The organism is Pectobacterium sp. PL64 (assembly GCF_022477975.1).
In the GTDB taxonomy this organism is placed as follows: Bacteria; Pseudomonadota; Gammaproteobacteria; order Enterobacterales; family Enterobacteriaceae; genus Pectobacterium; species Pectobacterium jejuense.
This window is the reverse complement of sequence record NZ_CP092070.1, coordinates 4,473,911-4,490,925: the sequence shown is the minus strand read 5'-3', so window position 1 is coordinate 4,490,925 and position 17,015 is coordinate 4,473,911. Positions and strand designations below refer to the sequence as shown.

Genomic DNA, 17,015 nt, shown 5'->3' with positions numbered 1-17,015 from the left:
TTACTCCTTTTTCCCAGCAGCTTGGCCGTCATCATCAGGCAGGCTCCAGAAATCAAAAAAATTAAACCAGTCGAGCGGGGATTTCAGCGCATAGTGCGCCAACCGTTCGGCATAGCGATCGACGACCTGCTGTAAGGCCTGCTGTCGGGTTGGACGCGGCAAAGCAATGCTATCGGCAAAGGGTTCGCAGTAGACGCGCAGCTTTTTCTGCTCGCGAATGACAAACATCAGCAGCACAGGGCAACGCAGCGCCGCTGCCAGAATAAAAGGCCCTTGAGGAAAAGGCGCTTCTTTTCCCAAAAACGGGCTCCACACCACGCGCCGCACTCCGCCGCGCTGACGATTGACCGCCGTGCGATCGCCGACAATCGCCACCCATTCACCGGCATCCAGCTTTTCTTGCAGCATGATGGCGGTATCCGGCCCGATGTCGCTGACAGGAATCAGGTTCACACCGGCCTGCGGAGCGATCTCTTCCAGCACCTGCTTAAAACGCTGGGAGTTTTCAGTAAACACCAGCGCATTAATCACCAGCCCGCTAACCTGCTGCGCCAGCGCCCGGCACACCTCGATATCGCCGAGGTGTGAAGCCAGAATCAGTTGCCCTTTTTGTCTGCTTTGTTCAATGGTTTGCAGAGCACCGGGGGCAAAATCAATATCGCGGCCCCAGTGTAGATCGCCGCGCCAGCTGGCGATTTTATCCAGCATCGCCTGACCAAAACGGAGGAAATGCTGATAGCTGTTGAGCGGTTTAGGCAGCGGGATATCGTGCTGACGCGCATACTCCCCAATTTGCCGCAGCCATGACTGAGACGCCTGACGCGCGGTACGGCCAGTCAGCCAGTAAAACGCAATCACAGGCCAGAGAAACAGCGTAAATACCCCGCGACCTAACCGTTGATACACCGCCAGCATGAACCGCATACCGAGCAGGCCCTTGCGCTCCGACACGCCAGCCCAATGCTGCTGCCGTTGCCGCATCAGCAGCACGGGAATGCGCGGAAGCATGCCGAAAAACAGGCGGGTATGCATCCAGGAAATCCGCAGGTTATCGTGCAGCGCATCGAAATGAGACAGGCCGTTTTCTGGATACGTCACCGCCGTTTCAATAAAGCGGCTGGGCGTTCCCGCCCAATACAGACGCACCATAATTTCCGTATCGAAATCCATACGGTGACCGAGAGACTTTCGTGAAAGAAGAGAGACCGTGGCGGCAACTGGATAGACACGGAAACCGCACATGCTGTCTTTGATGGAGAGGGATAGCGTTTCAATCCAGACCCAAACATGGGTGACATAGCGCCCGTAAAGCCGTGATTTCGGTACAGAGGCATCGTAACGCGGTCGACCGGAAATCAGACAATGCGGGTGCGTTTTTGCCTCATCCAGCAGAAGCGGTGCATCTTCAATCTGATGCTGCCCGTCAGCATCAACCTGTAAGGCATGACTAAAGCCAGCCTGCGCTGCGGCTTCAATGCCACGGATCACCGCCGCACCTTTGCCGCTGTTGTGCGCCAGCCGAATCAACGTCACACCGTCATTTTCCGCGGCCAACTGAGCGAGAACGTGTTGCGTAGCCGCATCACTTCCATCATCAACAATGAAAACGGGCAGCGCTAGCGGTGCCAAACGCGCCAACACCGATGCCATCATGGCACCGTGGTTATAACAAGGGATTACCACGCAGGGCGAGAAGGCGCCATTTACTGACATGGGCGATCTTCCATCATCGGCGTGAGCTTTATTTTCCCGCTGCTGGCCGTGCGCTCAGTCTCGCCATCCAGAATGGTGTAGCTAAAGGTCAACTGTTGCTTTCCGGTATGCCATGTCAGCACCAGACGCAGCGTTTTGCCGGGCAAAATCGGCTGCTGGAATTTAATGTTCTCAATGGACAAAAACGTCCACCCTTGCGCCAGCACCGTCGTTGCGTAATGCATGACCCAATCCAGCTGTGCCACACCAGGCAACAGCGGCTGACCCGTAAAGTGACCCTTGAACCAGAACAGTTCAGGATCAGCCTGTAGCATCAATTCGATCTGAGACGTTTCATCCGTCTTTTTTACATCGTACCGGACAAGCTCAACGGGCAACATGAAACAATTCCTGTATCTGCGGCCAGGCACGTTTACTCTGGCTATTGTGGGGAATAACGTCGACGATGCGCCAGAAACGCGGCATCGCTAACGGCTCCAGCCATTTTTGCAATTCATGCCGCCATTGGCGTTTCAAATTCGGTAGGTCATCGGCCTTATCGGGAGTATTCAACACCAGCACCACGCCAATACCGCTCCGCTCTGGGCGCGTCACTTGAAGCGCAACCGCATCAGCAATGTCGGGCAGATCGAGTAAACGCCGTTCTATCTCACTTAGCGAGATGCGTTTATCTTCGATCTTCACCACGCGGTCGTGTCGACCACACAGCTGAAAATGCCCCGCGTCATCAAACGCCAATCGATCATCCAGCTTGTGCCCCAGAGCATGTGGAATCAGCGCCGACTGCGCCCACCAGTTATCTTGTTCATCGCGCCGCAGTGACACACCGGGGAATAGCTGCCACGGTACGGTATCCGTCTCACGCGAGCGCCATGCTAAAACACCCGTTTCTGTACTGCCGTATATCTCATTGACGGGCTGCCTAAACCACGCCGCTGCCGCTTCAGCATGCAGCCAGGGGAAGGTTCCCCCCGCAGAGACGATTAACGAACACAAGGGAGCAGGAAGCGCACGATCGATGCGACGTAAGAATGCCGGGCTGCTGATAAACACGTAACGCCGCTGATGCTGTTGTGAAGTAAGTTGTTCGGTATAAAGCAGTTGGCGGCTATCAAAGCGCAGCCCCAGCGCCATCGGCAGCCAGATGCGAAACGTCAGCCCATATAAATGCTGGTGGGTAACGGAAGCGATCACATCACAGCCTTGCAAGCGTGTGCCCCAGCGTTCCGCCAGCCAACGCGACTCTTCATCCAAACAGCGTACCGGTTTAACAATCTGACGAGGCTTGCCGGTGGAGCCTGACGTGAACAACACAACGCAGGCATCATCTGGTATAGGGGGCAACACGGCATCCGCGACGCTCTCCGTCTCTGCCGTCAGAGCAAACACCGGACAATCCAGATGCAGGGACACATCGGTCAGCACCCCGTCAAATTCATCCGCCTGTTCTTCTAATACGGATTGGCGACAGTGGCCGGGGATGACCGGGGTTTTTCCCGCATGAAGAGCAGCCAGAAGCCCGATAGTGAAGCGGTAGCTGTCTTCAAAACACAGCGCCCAACGCGTCTCCTGTCGCAGGCTTAGCTGCTGACAAAGTGCGATCACCTGCGCTTTCAACGACCCCAGCGTAAACGTACTGGCACCATTACTGGCAACAATGCGCTGAAGGGAATCATTTCCCGCCAGCCAGTCATTGACGGCGCGGACAGTCGACCCGTTCATACGCGCTTCCTCAGACGCTGGCGTATCAACCACTCTCCCCCCATCAACAACCCCATAAGCACATAGCTGATCACGCCGTTCCATAACGTCCACCAATGAAGATTGCCGACAAGACAGGTCAGCACGGCAATACCGCCGTTAAAAATAAAAAACCAACACCAGACTTTCGTCACACGCCGCGTATAGGCAATAGCCTGAACGGGGAGTTCCGGTTCCCGAAGGCGGGCAAGGCGCTCTACAATCGGCATGCCGCTATAGAGCGAGCCACCAAACAGCATCAACATGACGCTATTTACCGCAACGGGATACCACAGCAGCCAACCGCCATCGCGCAGTAATAAACTGGCAACGGAAAGCACCACCCCAGCTGCGGCCAGCCACAGGGCCGTCCCTTTGAATGCCTTGTTTTCAAATAAATTGTTTGCATCACGCAACGTAGCGAAACGAAGAACAAACATCAGTGCCAATACCGCGAGTAGCCAACGATGCTCAGGGTGTGTGATGCTAAACCAGGCCAGAAAAGGCCAGGCGAGCGTCATTAAGATGTTCAGACTACTTATCAGCACACGCATCACTTGGCGAACTCATCAACCTTCACGGAGCAGGCTTTCTACCGCATCAACCACATCCTGCACGGTACGCACAGATTTAAAAATTTCCGGCGATATTTTGCGCCCGATGCGTTTTTGCAGGTGAACCACCATATCCACCGCATCGATGCTATCTAGCTCAAGATCTTCATAAAGGCGGGATTCAGGTTTGATATCATCAGCATCCAGTTCAAACAGCTTGACCAGTAAGCCTGTAATTTCCTGATAAATTTCGTTTTTATCCATCATCAACTCATTTTATTTTACTATCAGGCACTCACGGCGCGCTGAGTGTTGATAAAAGCTGCAAGGGTTGCAACGGAAAAGAAGTGTTGGCGTACCTCTTCACTTTCCGCAGAAAGCACGACGCCATAACGGTTTTTTACCGCTAATCCCAGCTCAAGCGCATCGATAGAATCCAGACCAAGGCCATCGCCAAAAAGCGGGGCGTCCGTTTCTATTTCATCAACGCTGATATCTTCAAGATTAAGAGAGTCGATAATCATCTCTTTGATTTCAACAAACATACTTTCCATATGTATTTCCAAATGGTGATCAGCTTTCTGGTGTTAAAGATTGCTGCAAAAGGCGGTTCAAACGGCGAGCCGCCAAGGATCGCGCCTCTTCAGGCGCCATAAAAGTGTCGTTATTGATGCGTTCGCGTACGCTCACCGTGAAACACGGTTTTTCAGGCGGAATGTGATACCAGCGACTTTGTTTTCCCAATGTTTTTTGGCTACAGCGAATATGCACGACCCGCAAATCACAGCCGCAACGCACCGCAATATTTGCGGCACCGCGTTGCAGAACAAGGGGTTCGCCATAACGCGTACGTGTGCCTTCAGGAAAAACAATGATCGCATCGCCGTTATCAAGTCGTCGCTGACAGTCCGACAATAGCGCATCAGACTGGCTGTTAAGCAGGTAATCCGCCGCACGAATGACGCCGCGGAAAAACAGGTTTTTCTGTAAATCGGCCTTAACCAGACAGTCGGCATCTGGCATGACGGATGCCAGCAAAACATAGTCAATTAACGTCGGGTGATTGGCGACAATCAAACAGCTGCGATCGCGCTGTAAGGTTTCGATGCCGTCAATGCGGTAATCCAGCACCCCTAATTTGCGGGCACTGCATAAAAAAAAGCGAAAGCTGGCGGAAATGCTGCGTCGAGCCAGCTGGCGGCGGCGAGTGGTATCACGCTGAATCAGCAACACATTGAACCACACCAGAGAAAGCAGTAAACCACCAACGCCAAACATGGAAAAACACGCGCCGGTCATCATTAATCGCCACAAACGATTCAGATAAGTCGAAGAACGAAGCACCAGCGATGACTCAGACATCCCTTCTCTCCCACACCCAGTCAACGCGTTCGCCTGGTAGGGAAAAACTCGGCTTCTCGGCAAGAAAAGCCTGCAAGAACAACAGGCTTTGTGGTGAATCACCGCTGTGAGATTCCGCCTGAGGTCGCGATTCACACACCATGTCATCACCATCCCCTAACAATAGGGCGACGGCGTAGGGGTAACGAGGCATATCTGCCGAAACATGTGGGTGGTAGAAATCAGGGATCGCACCATCAAAATCAACCAATAGAATATTGCGGTATCCCGCGGCCTGTAATGCCTTTGCTTCGATAAGGCCTTGCTGGAAAGAGTCCATTCCTGCGGCAATCGACGTAGAAACCAGCGGGGCCTTCGCCGTAATCGTCAGGCTTCCCACTGCCGCGTTGTGTACCGACATTGCAAAATCAGTAGGAGAAATATTCTCATTTTCTGACAGCGCCTTCAGGATATTCAGGTTGCGTTCCAACTCACCGTGGCGCGAGGTGAAGACAATCGCATCCACCGACTGACGACGCAGTAACGCTAACCCGCTATCGACCGCCAAACGGCTCCCTTGATTGAGGCGACGAGCCATCATCATGGGTAAATGTCGACATTTATCCAAAGTTTGCTCGGCATTGATCGCAGCAGATACCCGCGACCAATTCAGCCAATCGTCCGCGCTGCTGAGGCCCGGCGCGCTGGCCTGCCAATCAATGATTGAAAATGCTAATCTCATACTGCCTTCTTCCAGTCCGACCTATTTCGGCGTTATCGCTGCTATTTCCCGTTTACGTCCGCTATTTTATTATCGCTTTTTACAGATCAGCAGCGTGTGACCCACGCCAATATTATCGATTTGATTTTCAACGATAAATCCAGCCTGCTCTACTAAAGGTAAAAATCGTCTGGCGGCATAGAAACGGCTGGTCCCATTGGCAAGACAGGTAAAGTAGAGCGAAGAAGCATTCAGGCTAAAAGCACCAGCTTCCCACCGCTGACGATCCCAAAAAATTTCCAAAATACAGACTCTGGCATCTGGCTTCATCACGCCGGCGATTTTACGCAAGATAGCCACGATTTGTTCTTCACTAAAACAGTCGAGGAATTGGCTCATCCACCATATATCCGCTTCACCCGGCAACGGGCAATCGGAGAGCATATCGACAGCACAGCCCTTAATACGATCAGATTTCCCTGCTTCTGCAATATTTTCTGTCGCCAGCGCAATTTGCTCCGGCAAATCCAAAATCGTCATGTTCACATCACGATCGTAGTCATAGCAGCGCATGGCCCATTTACCGGTATTCCCGCCGACATCGTAGAGATGTTTTGGCTTTAGCTGGAAGACATGCGGCAAGGCAGCATCAAATGCGGTATCTGAATAGAAATGATCGAACGCAAACCAACTCGACTTCGCCTGCGGCGGCAGTTGGCTTAACGCTGGATATATTGTCGGCCACTCACCAAAGACTTTTAATCCAGAGGGCTCATTTTTTGCCAACGCCTCATCAAGGTAAAACATCCCCTGATAACAAACATCCTGAGTAAAATCCATGTTGACGCGCGTCATGCGGTCATGGAGCAGATAATGACCAATTTTAGCCAGCGCGTAGGTTTCCTCTTTCTGGATAATAATGCGGCCACTCAGCCCAACATCCAGCAGCAGTTCAACGGCGTAACGATTTAATGAGGTAATGGCAACAATGTCATCGAGATTTGCGCCCTGATGACCGCGCTTATCCAGAAAATCTAAAATACCGTGGTTACGCAGATTGATAGCCGCCTGAAACAGCATGGGAGCAAACGCAATTCGCTGCGCTTCAGTAATAGCATCCAGCGCGCTGACATTATCTTTGTCATATCCGTAATACACTGACTTTTCCCTTGATGTCGGACAAAAACGAGCAGAAAAGAACAACAAAAAATAGAGTCGGATAACAATGGAGATATCCGACTATTAAAATTATTTAATCTGTTGACCGGCAAGTGTTAATTGAATTTCATGATCCAGACTTTTTATCCAATTATTATAATTTCGGTGAATCTTCCCACCTCCCGCCAACAAATTCTCACTTCCAACATAGCTGATGGAATAACTGGTTTGCGAATAGGTAATGCGAACATTTGCCACATGGCTACGCTGAACCAGACGACCATCAATCGCACCGGCGTAAGCCTGAGTCATCGCCCACTTACGCTTTTGCCCTGCTTCAATAATGGCATTCTTTACCTGTTCAGTGGTGTGCTGCCCAGTGATGGACTGTGTCACATTCGCTACCGGAACCGTACGCTCAGCACAACCCGTCAATATAAGAACAGAGACTAAAGCGGCGAAAATAATCTGTTTTTTCATAAAATCCCTATCAAACAAAAACATCACTGCCAAAAAAGAATTCGTGTCTGATGCAAGATGTAAAATTAATGCATCATTAAAACTATTTTACACAAAATAGAGATAACCTGACAAAAGAAACATGGTTCTCTGCCTCAGGTTTTCATCACACAGATATCTGTAGTGTGAGGCAGAACAATAATCACAATTAAAAAATGGATATAAAAAAATCCGCCTTATGCTTTGCGACATAAGGCGGACGATCGTAAAGAAAAAATACCGGAAAGTTACTCTACCGTAACGGATTTCGCCAGGTTACGTGGCTGATCGACATCGGTGCCTTTAATCAGCGCGACGTGATAAGACAGCAGCTGCAACGGCACCGTATAGAAGATTGGCGCAATCACTTCTTCGATATGCGGCAGTGGAATAATCTTCATATTTTCGCTGCTGGTGAAACCCGCATCTTCATCAGCGAAGACATACAGCTCACCGCCGCGCGCCCGCACTTCTTCGATGTTGGATTTCAATTTTTCCAACAGTTCGTTGTTCGGTGCCACGACGACAACCGGCATATCCGCATCAATCAGCGCCAGCGGGCCGTGTTTCAGCTCGCCTGCCGCGTAGGCTTCCGCATGGATGTAAGAGATCTCTTTCAGCTTCAGCGCACCCTCCATCGCGATCGGGTACTGATCGCCACGGCCGAGGAACAGCGCATGGTGCTTGTCAGAGAAACCTTCTGCCAGAGATTCGATGAGCTTGTCCTGAGACAGCATCTGCTCAATACGCGCAGGCAGCGCCTGCAAACCATGAACGATGTCATGCTCAATCTGCGCATCCATACCGCGCAGGCGGCCAACGCGCGCCACCAGCATCAGCAGAACGGTAAGCTGAGTGGTGAAGGCTTTGGTCGAGGCCACGCCAATCTCTACGCCTGCTTTGGTCATCAGCGCCAGATCGGATTCACGCACCAGCGAGGAGCCCGCAACGTTACAGATAGCCAGCGATCCCAGATAGCCCAGTTCTTTGGACAAACGCAGTGCTGCCAGCGTATCCGCCGTTTCACCGGACTGGGACAGGGTAATCATCAGGCTGTTCTTACGCACAGCAGGCTTGCGATAGCGGAATTCGGAAGCAATCTCCACGTCGCACGGAATACCAGCCAGTGATTCAAACCAGTAACGGGAAACCATACCGGAATTGTAGGATGTGCCGCAGGCAATGATCTGAACGTGTTCAACCTTCGCCAGCAGCTCATCCGCTTTCGGGCCTAACTCAGACAAATTGATCTCGCCGTGGCTGAAACGCCCTTCAAGGGTGTTCTTGATTGCCATCGGCTGTTCGTAGATTTCTTTCTGCATGTAGTGACGATACGCGCCTTTGTCACCAGCATCGTAATTCACTTTTGATTCAATTTCTTCGCGTGCGGCAAGCTGACCTGATTTATCAAACACGCGCACATCACGACGGGTGATTTCTGCGATGTCGCCTTCTTCCAGGAACATAAAGCGACGCGTCACAGGCAGCAACGCCAACTGATCGGAGGCAATAAAGTTTTCTCCGACACCACGGCCAATCACCAGCGGGCTACCAGAACGAGCGGCAACCAACACGCTTGGGTCACGGTTATCCAACACCACCATGCCATACGCACCGCGCAGCTGTGAGATCACGCGCTTAACGATTTCAACCAGCGTTCCGCCATTCTGCTGCTGTTCGAAATGAACCAGATGGGCAACCACTTCCGTATCGGTTTCGGAGACAAAGCGATAGCCGCGACCGATCAGCAATTCGCGCAGCGGCTCGTGGTTTTCGATAATGCCGTTATGAACGATAGTGATATGTTCAGAAACATGCGGGTGTGCGTTCTCTTCAGAAGGTTCGCCGTGCGTTGCCCAACGGGTATGGGCGATGCCGGTACCGCCGTGCAGTTCATGCTCTTCGGCTGCCTGAGACAGCACCTGCACTTTCCCCAGACGGCGCAAACGGGCGACATGTCCTTCGCTATCAACAACCGCCAGGCCCGCAGAGTCATAGCCGCGGTACTCAAGACGGCGTAAACCTTCCAACAAAATTTCAGCAACATCACGTTGCGCAACTGCGCCTACAATTCCACACATCGATGGTATTCCTATAAAAGTGACATATTGTGTCACCAGGGATGTCTTAGACCTGATTGTTCCGGTTTTTCCGGGTTCCCCGAGCCTTGTAGAGAGTTGGGGATTATTATGTTTTGTTCTGTACTCTGGGATCGCCCCCGCAGAGGGATCGGCCAAAGCACAGGACAAAACCGCCTCCGCCCTATGCGGAGGCATTAAATATTATTTCTTTTTCACCGGACGCTGCCAGCCGGAAATATGCCGTTGCTTCACGCGACCGACCACCAGCTCATTCTCTGCCACATCACGCGTAACCGTCGTTCCCGCGCCGATAGTCGCACCGCTGGCAACGCTAACGGGTGCCACCAGTTGGCTATCCGAACCGACAAATACATCGTCACCAATAACCGTTTTGTGTTTATTCGCGCCGTCATAATTACAGGTGATCGTTCCCGCGCCAATATTAACACCGGAACCGATATCCGCATCACCCAAATAGCTAAGGTGACCCGCTTTTGATCCTTTACCTAAACGCGCTTTTTTCAGTTCGACAAAGTTGCCAACATGCGCGCCCTCGGCCAGTTCTGAGCCTGGACGCAAGCGGGCAAATGGGCCAACGGTACATTCTGCTTCTAACACCGCGTCTTCCAACACAGAGTAAGGGCTGATCTCACTGTCATCGCCAATGATGCAGTTTTTGATCACACAGCCAGCACCGATTTTCACCCGGTTGCCTAGCTTAACATTGCCTTCCACGACCACATTGATATCAATCACGACATCGCGACCATGAGCCAGCTCGCCACGCAGATCAAATCGTGCCGGATCGAGCAGCATCACACCGGCCAGCAGCAGCTTGTCTGCCTGTTCACGCTGATAAACCCGCTCCAGCGCCGACAGTTGCAGGCGATTATTGACGCCCTCCACTTCGCTCAGTCGCTCAGGGTGGACCGCTTCGACACGCTGACCTTCTTCCGCTGCCATCGCAATAATATCGGTGATGTAAAACTCACCCTGTGCGTTGTTGTTATTCAACTGGCTTAACCACCGCTTCAGATCCTTGCCGTTCGCGATCAGAATGCCGGTATTGATCTCGTTAATCTGGCGCTGTTCTTCGCTGGCATCTTTGTGCTCGACGATCCCGACAACAGCACCGTTTTCACGCACAATTCGTCCATAGCCCGTCGGATCGTCCAGCTTCACCGTCAACAGGCCGATACCACCCAGCGGCTTAGCCTCACGTAAACGCCCCAGCGTTTGCGATGAAATCAGCGGCACATCGCCATACAACATCAAGATATCTTCATCGTCAGCAAAATGAGGCGCGGCTTGCTGCATCGCATGCCCGGTTCCCAGCTGTTCCGCCTGCAATACCCAGTTCAATGCCGGATCGGCCAATTCACGTTTTAGCAAATCGCCGCCGTGGCCATAGACCAGATGAACGTGCTGCGCGCCTGTCGTCATGGCAGCATCAATAACGTGCTGAACCATCGGTTTACCCGCCAGTTTATGCAGCACCTTGGGAAGGTCGGAATACATACGGGTTCCTTTACCCGCAGCAAGGATCACCACACTCATCGCACTATTTGACATAAGTATCCTGACAGTACGGAGCCACCGCTCCGCAAGAATAAAATGACCAGCCTGTTACGGCATGAATAACCTGAGTTTACCGAAACTCATGCTTAACGCGGATACTTTTTGGTGAGTTTTTTCTGAAAATCTCGCTCAAAACGACGAATGTTCACGAGAAGAAGATACAAGCACCATACTCTCAACCTAAACAGAAATGACACAGAGTTTCATAAAAAACAGACTTTGTTTTTAAGTATTTCCATTTGTGACACACACAAAAGAAACAGCGTTTCATTTATAGCAATATACGCGGGCAAATAATTCAATAACGAAGGAGATACAATGAAACGTTGTTCTTCACAAAAATGTGATTCATTACGGAAACACCGTTCTTCACGCCTCGCAGCCGTCGCGTTGACGAATGCATTACTCTTTAGCTTTAGTACACACGCTGCGACAGAATCAACCCCTGTCTGGCACGGCATCGCCTTTGGTCAATCAACAGACGTAAACTTCTCATCCAATGTCCTGCCAGAAAAGATTGGTGTTAACGACGTCACCATTAACGGCAAGAAATTAGCACCGGGGGATAACGCTGATTTGTCCGCACCTATCACGGTCGAAAGTCGTGGCGGAAAGATTGCCAACACCCATGACGGGCTGACGTTCTTCTATACGCAGCTGCCTGCGAATGTGAATTTCACGCTTCAGTCTGATATTACCGTGGAACAGTTTGGGCCAGAAAACGGCGCCAAGCCGGCGGCTCAGGAAGGGGCTGGGATTCTGGTGCGCGATATTATTGGCGTGCCGCGTCAGGAACCGCTGAAAGAAGGGTATGAGGAATTCCCTGCGGCATCCAACATGGTGATGAACGCCATCATGACGCAGGATAAGAAGTCTCATACCGAAATCAAGCTTCAGGCTATTTTGCGTAATGGCGTTACACAGCCGTGGGGAAATGCCGGTGCGAAAATTACCAAAACCAGCTACCAGGAAAATGTGAATCTGGAGCAAACGCCGACGTTCCGTCTGAAACTGGAACGTACCAACGACGGCTTTATTACCTCTTATGCGCCGAAAGGCACGGATAACTGGGTATCAAAAGAAGTTAAAGGCGCGGATGTTGTCACCAAGCTGGATAAAGACCACTACTACGTCGGTTTCTTTGCTTCCCGTAACGCCAAAATCACCGTCAGCAATGCACAGTTGACCACCACGCCAGCGCAAACCAAAGCGTCACCGGAGTTCAAGGCTAAGGCCTATGATCCTTTACTCCAGGTGATGTCATCGCCTAAAACCACCAGCGAACACTATGTGGTTCAGGCCAGAGCCAACTACGCTGGTACGATCGCGGTGTCGCAAAACGGTCAGCCTCTGGGTGAAGCGAAGCAGGTAAAAGCGGGAGAAACCTTATCTCTGCCAGCGAAAATTGCCGGTAATAGCGCTGAGTTCAAGATTGCCTACCAGCCTGCTGAAGGCGATGATAAAGCCGTAAAAGAGAGCACGTTCAAGGTTGAAAGGGTGGCCTACGCAGACGCTAAAAATCTGTATGTTTCGCCACAAGGTTCAGCCAGCAATGACGGCAGTAAAAATGCACCGATCGATTTAGCCAGCGCCGTCGCCGCTCTGCCAGCTGGTGGCACAATCTGGCTCAACGATGGTGATTACAGCGCAACTGAAATCCCTGTCAGCGCCAGCGGCCAGCAAAAAACCGTCAAGAACCTGTTTGCTGTCGGCAATAAAGCCGTGATTCATGGCCTACAGCTGAAAGCGAGCCATTGGCATGTTAAAGGGATTGAAATCACAGAGAAACCGTTCCGTATCGAGGGGAGCTACAACACCATCGAACGCGTTCTGGCGCACCACGCTGACGATACCGGTATTCAGGTGACCTCAACGGCCGATGTGGGTAGACCACTGTGGGCCAGCCATAACCTGATTCTGAATTCAGAATCTCACAGCAATCAGGACCCAGGCAAAATTAACGCCGACGGTTTCGCGGTGAAAATGCGTGTGGGTGAAGGCAACGTGATTCGCGGCGCGTTCTCGCACAACAACATCGATGATGGCTTCGACCTGTTTAACAAAATTGAAGACGGCGCAAACGGCGTTGTGGTGATCGAGAATTCAATTGCCATGAACAACACCAGCAACGGCTTCAAAATGGGTGGCGAAGGCCAGCCAGTGGCTCATCAGGTTAAAAACAGCATTGCTGTAGGCAACAAGCTTGATGGTTTCACTGACAACTTCAACCCAGGTGCATTGATCGTTGAAGACAACATCGCGTTAGATAACGAACGCTTTAACTTCATTTTCCGCCCAAGCCCATACTCTGGCCCGGAAAAACAAGGCGTCTTCAAGAACAACATTTCGCTGAAAACCAAAGCGGGTAAATATGATGATGCGGTTGTCGGCAATATCGATAACACCAACTATTTCATCAAAGGCGACCGTTCGGTTAACGCGCAAGGTAAGGAAATCACCGTAAATAATTTCGTGTCGGTAGCCGTCCCTGAGACGTTTACACGTGATGCCAAAGGCAATCTGGTACTTGGCGACTTCCTGAAGAAAAAATAAGTCACTTCAAATAAACCCCGCCTAATAAGGTGGGGTTGCTAATGAAACGCGTCGAGCGCGGTAGTAACGGATAGATCGTAAAGACGCTGTAAACACATCCGTGTGCGCTCGGCTTGCGCCATCCATGGCGCAAACGCTTTACTCTTCTATTCCGTTACTCCCGTTTTCGTTCGGTAAATAGGTTTGTCTACGATCTGAATGCCTGCTCTCGCAGCATTTTTTATCTCGGCGTATAACATCACCTTAAATGAAAAAGGCCAGTCAGTGTGAACTGACTGGCCTTTAATTATTGCAAGCTTATCTGTTACATCGCTTTTCTGGTCAGCTCGATAACACGCAGCTTCGCAATCGCTTTAGTCAGCTCTGCGGAAGCCTGAGCATAATCCACATCGCCATGCGAATTGCGGATATGATCTTCAGCTTTGCGTTTCGCTTCCAGCGCACGTGCTTCATCCAGATCCTGCCCACGGATAGCGGTATCAGACAGTACGGTGACAATATTCGGCTGCACCTCAAGGACGCCGCCAGAAAGATAGATATACTCTTCCTCACCGTGCTGCTTAACGATACGAATCATACCCGGCTTAATGGCAGTGAGCAGAGGGGCATGTCCCGGATAAATACCCAGTTCGCCTTCGCTCCCCGTTACCTGGATCTTCTGCACCAGACCGGAGAACATTTGCTGTTCTGCACTCACGACATCCAGATGGTAAGTCATAGCCATGTCACCCTCCTACAAGGCGTTACAGTTTCTTGGCTTTTTCCACGACTTCTTCAATGGAACCAACCATGTAGAACGCCTGCTCTGGCAGGTGGTCGTATTCGCCTTCCATAATCCCTTTAAAGCCACGGATAGTGTCTTTCAGGGAAACGTATTTGCCCGGAGAACCGGTAAATACTTCCGCTACGAAGAACGGCTGAGACAGGAAGCGCTGAATCTTACGCGCACGGGATACCACCAGCTTGTCTTCTTCAGACAGCTCGTCCATACCCAGAATCGCGATGATGTCTTTCAGTTCCTGGTAACGTTGCAGAATAGACTGCACGCCACGAGCAACATCATAGTGTTCCTGACCAACAACCAGTGGATCCAGCTGACGGCTGGTGGAATCCAGCGGGTCAACGGCCGGGTAGATACCCAGAGAAGCGATCTGACGGCTCAGTACCACGGTTGCATCCAAGTGAGCAAAGGTGGTGGCTGGTGACGGGTCAGTCAAGTCATCCGCAGGAACGTAAACGGCCTGAACGGAGGTGATAGAACCGGTTTTGGTTGAGGTGATACGTTCTTGCAGAACGCCCATCTCTTCCGCCAGCGTCGGCTGATAACCTACCGCAGAAGGCATACGACCCAGCAGTGCGGATACTTCCGTACCGGCCAGGGTATAACGGTAGATATTATCGACGAACAGCAATACGTCACGGCCTTCATCACGGAATTTTTCCGCCATGGTCAGACCGGTCAATGCTACGCGCAGACGGTTACCCGGCGGCTCGTTCATCTGGCCATACACCAGTGATACTTTATCGATTACGTTGGAGTCGGTCATTTCGTGGTAGAAGTCGTTACCTTCACGGGTACGCTCACCTACGCCCGCAAACACGGAGTAACCGGAGTGCTCGATCGCGATGTTACGGATCAGCTCCATCATGTTTACGGTTTTACCTACGCCCGCACCACCGAACAGACCCACTTTACCGCCCTTGGCAAACGGACACATCAGGTCGATAACCTTGATGCCGGTTTCCAGCAGTTCCTGTGAGTTTGACAGCTCTTCATAGCTCGGAGCTGAACGGTGGATAGCCCAACGCTCTTCTTCACCGATGTCGCCTTTCATGTCGATTGGGTCACCCAATACGTTCATGATACGACCCAGCGTTGCTTTACCTACCGGTACTTCGATCGGGTGGTCCAGGTTATTCACGTTCAACCCGCGACGCAGGCCGTCAGAAGAACCCATTGCGATACAACGAACAATGCCGCCGCCCAACTGCTGCTGCACTTCCAGCACCAGTTTTTCAGCGCCGTTCTCTACCTCAAGCGCATCGTACACCTTCGGTACGGCATCTTGCGGGAACTCGACGTCCACCACGGCGCCGATTACCTGGATAATCTTTCCAGTAGCCATCTTGAATCCTCTACGTAATTCGACAATACGTAATTCGTAAACCTGCTTTAAACCGCGGAGGCTCCCCCGACGATTTCGGTGAGTTCCTGGGTGATGCTGGCCTGACGAGCTTTGTTGTATACCAACTGCAGCTCTTTGATCAGGCTACCGCCGTTATCGGTCGCGGCTTTCATCGCAACCATTCGCGCGGCCTGCTCACTAGCCAGATTTTCTACGACGCCCTGATAAACCTGAGATTCTACATAACGGCGCAGCAGGGTATCCAGCAGCGACTTAGGATCGGGTTCATACAGGTAATCCCAGGCTTTCTTCTTCAACTCACCGTCATCCGAAGGCGGTAACGGTAACACTTGAACAACAAGCGGTTCCTGAGACATGGTATTAATAAACTTGTTGCTTACGATATACAGCTTGTCCAGACGACCTTCGTCATAGGCTTGCAGCATAACTTTAACCGGGCCGATCAATTCTGATACGGAAGGGTTATCCCCCATACCGGTAACCTGAGCAACAATGTTTCCGCCTACCGAACCGAAGAAAGAAACCGCTTTGGAACCAATCAGCGCTAAATCAGTTTCAACGCCTTTGTCGCTCCAGGATTTCATATCAGCCAGCAGTTTCTTGAACAGGTTAATGTTCAAACCACCGCACAGGCCACGGTCAGTAGACACCACCAGATACCCAACGCGCTTAACGTCGCGTTCTTCCAGGTACGGGTGTTTATATTCCAGATTTCCTAACGCAAGGTGACCAATCACATTGCGTATGGTTTCCGCATAAGGACGGCTGGCCGCCATACGATCCTGCGATTTACGCATTTTGGAAGCGGCGACCATTTCCATTGCTTTGGTGATCTTCTGCGTATTTTGGACGCTTGCGATCTTACTACGTATCTCTTTTGCGCCGGCCATCTTTGCTTCTCCTCAAAGCCTTGCGGCCTGCTTTACAGCAG

At 51.5% G+C, this 17,015-nt stretch carries 16 protein-coding genes; 1 reads left to right on the top strand and 15 read right to left on the bottom strand.

Going from position 1 to position 17,015, the window contains the following annotated elements; translation table 11 throughout:
• The 12 genes from HP572_RS20195 to glmU form a co-directional block, all read right to left on the bottom strand.
• Complete coding sequence (locus HP572_RS20195; protein ID WP_240584151.1) at positions 1-1,713, bottom strand: glycosyltransferase; 1,713 nt, start codon at positions 1,711-1,713, stop codon at positions 1-3.
• Positions 1,704-2,093, bottom strand: coding sequence for a hydroxymyristoyl-ACP dehydratase (locus tag HP572_RS20190; protein WP_240584150.1), 390 nt, complete (start codon positions 2,091-2,093; stop codon positions 1,704-1,706). Before HP572_RS20190 ends, HP572_RS20195 begins: the two co-directional genes overlap by 10 nt.
• Positions 2,080-3,435, bottom strand: a complete 1,356-nt coding sequence (locus HP572_RS20185; RefSeq protein WP_240584149.1) for an AMP-binding protein — start codon at positions 3,433-3,435, stop codon at positions 2,080-2,082. The genes HP572_RS20190 and HP572_RS20185 overlap by 14 nt, the downstream gene beginning before the upstream one ends.
• Positions 3,432-4,007 carry a hypothetical protein gene (locus HP572_RS20180; RefSeq protein ID WP_240584148.1) on the bottom strand — a complete coding sequence of 192 codons (576 nt, stop codon included), beginning with the start codon at positions 4,005-4,007 and terminating at the stop codon, positions 3,432-3,434. Before HP572_RS20180 ends, HP572_RS20185 begins: the two co-directional genes overlap by 4 nt.
• Before the next feature lie 15 nt (positions 4,008-4,022).
• Complete coding sequence (locus HP572_RS20175; protein WP_010681454.1) at positions 4,023-4,271, bottom strand: acyl carrier protein; 249 nt, start codon at positions 4,269-4,271, stop codon at positions 4,023-4,025.
• A 23-nt stretch (positions 4,272-4,294) separates the two neighbouring features.
• Positions 4,295-4,561 (bottom strand): phosphopantetheine-binding protein, encoded by a 267-nt coding sequence (locus HP572_RS20170; RefSeq protein WP_205549453.1) that lies wholly within the window; start codon positions 4,559-4,561, stop codon positions 4,295-4,297.
• A 19-nt stretch (positions 4,562-4,580) separates the two neighbouring features.
• Positions 4,581-5,369, bottom strand: a complete 789-nt coding sequence (locus HP572_RS20165; protein ID WP_240584147.1) for a 1-acyl-sn-glycerol-3-phosphate acyltransferase — start codon at positions 5,367-5,369, stop codon at positions 4,581-4,583.
• Complete coding sequence (locus HP572_RS20160) at positions 5,362-6,090, bottom strand: beta-ketoacyl synthase chain length factor (RefSeq protein ID WP_240584146.1); 729 nt, start codon at positions 6,088-6,090, stop codon at positions 5,362-5,364. The genes HP572_RS20165 and HP572_RS20160 overlap by 8 nt, the downstream gene beginning before the upstream one ends.
• Positions 6,091-6,159: 69 nt before the next feature.
• Complete coding sequence (locus tag HP572_RS20155) at positions 6,160-7,227, bottom strand: cyclopropane-fatty-acyl-phospholipid synthase family protein (protein ID WP_240584145.1); 1,068 nt, start codon at positions 7,225-7,227, stop codon at positions 6,160-6,162.
• Positions 7,228-7,317: 90 nt separating this feature from the next.
• Positions 7,318-7,707 carry a hypothetical protein gene (locus tag HP572_RS20150; RefSeq protein ID WP_240584144.1) on the bottom strand — a complete coding sequence of 130 codons (390 nt, stop codon included), beginning with the start codon at positions 7,705-7,707 and terminating at the stop codon, positions 7,318-7,320.
• Positions 7,708-7,973: 266 nt separating this feature from the next.
• Positions 7,974-9,806, bottom strand: coding sequence for a glutamine--fructose-6-phosphate transaminase (isomerizing) (gene glmS / locus HP572_RS20145; protein WP_240584143.1), 1,833 nt, complete (start codon positions 9,804-9,806; stop codon positions 7,974-7,976).
• 201 nt (positions 9,807-10,007) lie between these two features.
• On the bottom strand, positions 10,008-11,378 hold the full coding sequence (gene glmU, locus HP572_RS20140) for a bifunctional UDP-N-acetylglucosamine diphosphorylase/glucosamine-1-phosphate N-acetyltransferase GlmU (RefSeq protein WP_240584142.1): 1,371 nt from the start codon (positions 11,376-11,378) through the stop codon (positions 10,008-10,010).
• A 324-nt stretch (positions 11,379-11,702) separates the two neighbouring features.
• Between glmU and pelX the strand changes: the two genes are divergently transcribed.
• On the top strand, positions 11,703-13,937 hold the full coding sequence (pelX, locus tag HP572_RS20135) for a pectate disaccharide-lyase PelX (protein ID WP_240584141.1): 2,235 nt from the start codon (positions 11,703-11,705) through the stop codon (positions 13,935-13,937).
• 304 nt (positions 13,938-14,241) lie between these two features.
• Here pelX and HP572_RS20130 read toward each other — a convergent pair whose 3' ends face one another.
• The 3 genes from HP572_RS20130 to atpG are packed head-to-tail and all read right to left on the bottom strand — an operon-like array spanning position 14,242 to position 16,974.
• Entirely contained in the window at positions 14,242-14,661 is a 420-nt protein-coding gene (locus HP572_RS20130) for a F0F1 ATP synthase subunit epsilon (protein WP_010300077.1), read from the bottom strand.
• Positions 14,662-14,680: 19 nt separating this feature from the next.
• Entirely contained in the window at positions 14,681-16,063 is a 1,383-nt protein-coding gene (gene atpD, locus HP572_RS20125; protein WP_039317443.1) for a F0F1 ATP synthase subunit beta, read from the bottom strand.
• 47 nt (positions 16,064-16,110) lie between these two features.
• Complete coding sequence (gene atpG, locus HP572_RS20120) at positions 16,111-16,974, bottom strand: F0F1 ATP synthase subunit gamma (RefSeq protein ID WP_005976554.1); 864 nt, start codon at positions 16,972-16,974, stop codon at positions 16,111-16,113.
• Positions 16,975-17,015 lie beyond the last annotated feature (41 nt).

Coding starts and splice junctions, on each gene's coding strand:
- atpG (WP_005976554.1), bottom strand. CDS start 16,974: ATGGCCGGCGCAAAAGAGATACGTAGTAAGATCGCAAGCGTCCAAAAT.
- atpD (WP_039317443.1), bottom strand. CDS start 16,063: ATGGCTACTGGAAAGATTATCCAGGTAATCGGCGCCGTGGTGGACGTC.
- HP572_RS20185 (WP_240584149.1), bottom strand. CDS start 3,435: ATGAACGGGTCGACTGTCCGCGCCGTCAATGACTGGCTGGCGGGAAAT.
- HP572_RS20165 (WP_240584147.1), bottom strand. CDS start 5,369: ATGTCTGAGTCATCGCTGGTGCTTCGTTCTTCGACTTATCTGAATCGT.
- HP572_RS20195 (WP_240584151.1), bottom strand. CDS start 1,713: ATGTCAGTAAATGGCGCCTTCTCGCCCTGCGTGGTAATCCCTTGTTAT.
- HP572_RS20130 (WP_010300077.1), bottom strand. CDS start 14,661: ATGGCTATGACTTACCATCTGGATGTCGTGAGTGCAGAACAGCAAATG.
- HP572_RS20170 (WP_205549453.1), bottom strand. CDS start 4,561: ATGGAAAGTATGTTTGTTGAAATCAAAGAGATGATTATCGACTCTCTT.
- HP572_RS20190 (WP_240584150.1), bottom strand. CDS start 2,093: ATGTTGCCCGTTGAGCTTGTCCGGTACGATGTAAAAAAGACGGATGAA.
- HP572_RS20180 (WP_240584148.1), bottom strand. CDS start 4,007: ATGCGTGTGCTGATAAGTAGTCTGAACATCTTAATGACGCTCGCCTGG.
- pelX (WP_240584141.1), top strand. CDS start 11,703: ATGAAACGTTGTTCTTCACAAAAATGTGATTCATTACGGAAACACCGT.
- HP572_RS20175 (WP_010681454.1), bottom strand. CDS start 4,271: ATGGATAAAAACGAAATTTATCAGGAAATTACAGGCTTACTGGTCAAG.
- glmU (WP_240584142.1), bottom strand. CDS start 11,378: ATGTCAAATAGTGCGATGAGTGTGGTGATCCTTGCTGCGGGTAAAGGA.
- HP572_RS20160 (WP_240584146.1), bottom strand. CDS start 6,090: ATGAGATTAGCATTTTCAATCATTGATTGGCAGGCCAGCGCGCCGGGC.
- glmS (WP_240584143.1), bottom strand. CDS start 9,806: ATGTGTGGAATTGTAGGCGCAGTTGCGCAACGTGATGTTGCTGAAATT.
- HP572_RS20150 (WP_240584144.1), bottom strand. CDS start 7,707: ATGAAAAAACAGATTATTTTCGCCGCTTTAGTCTCTGTTCTTATATTG.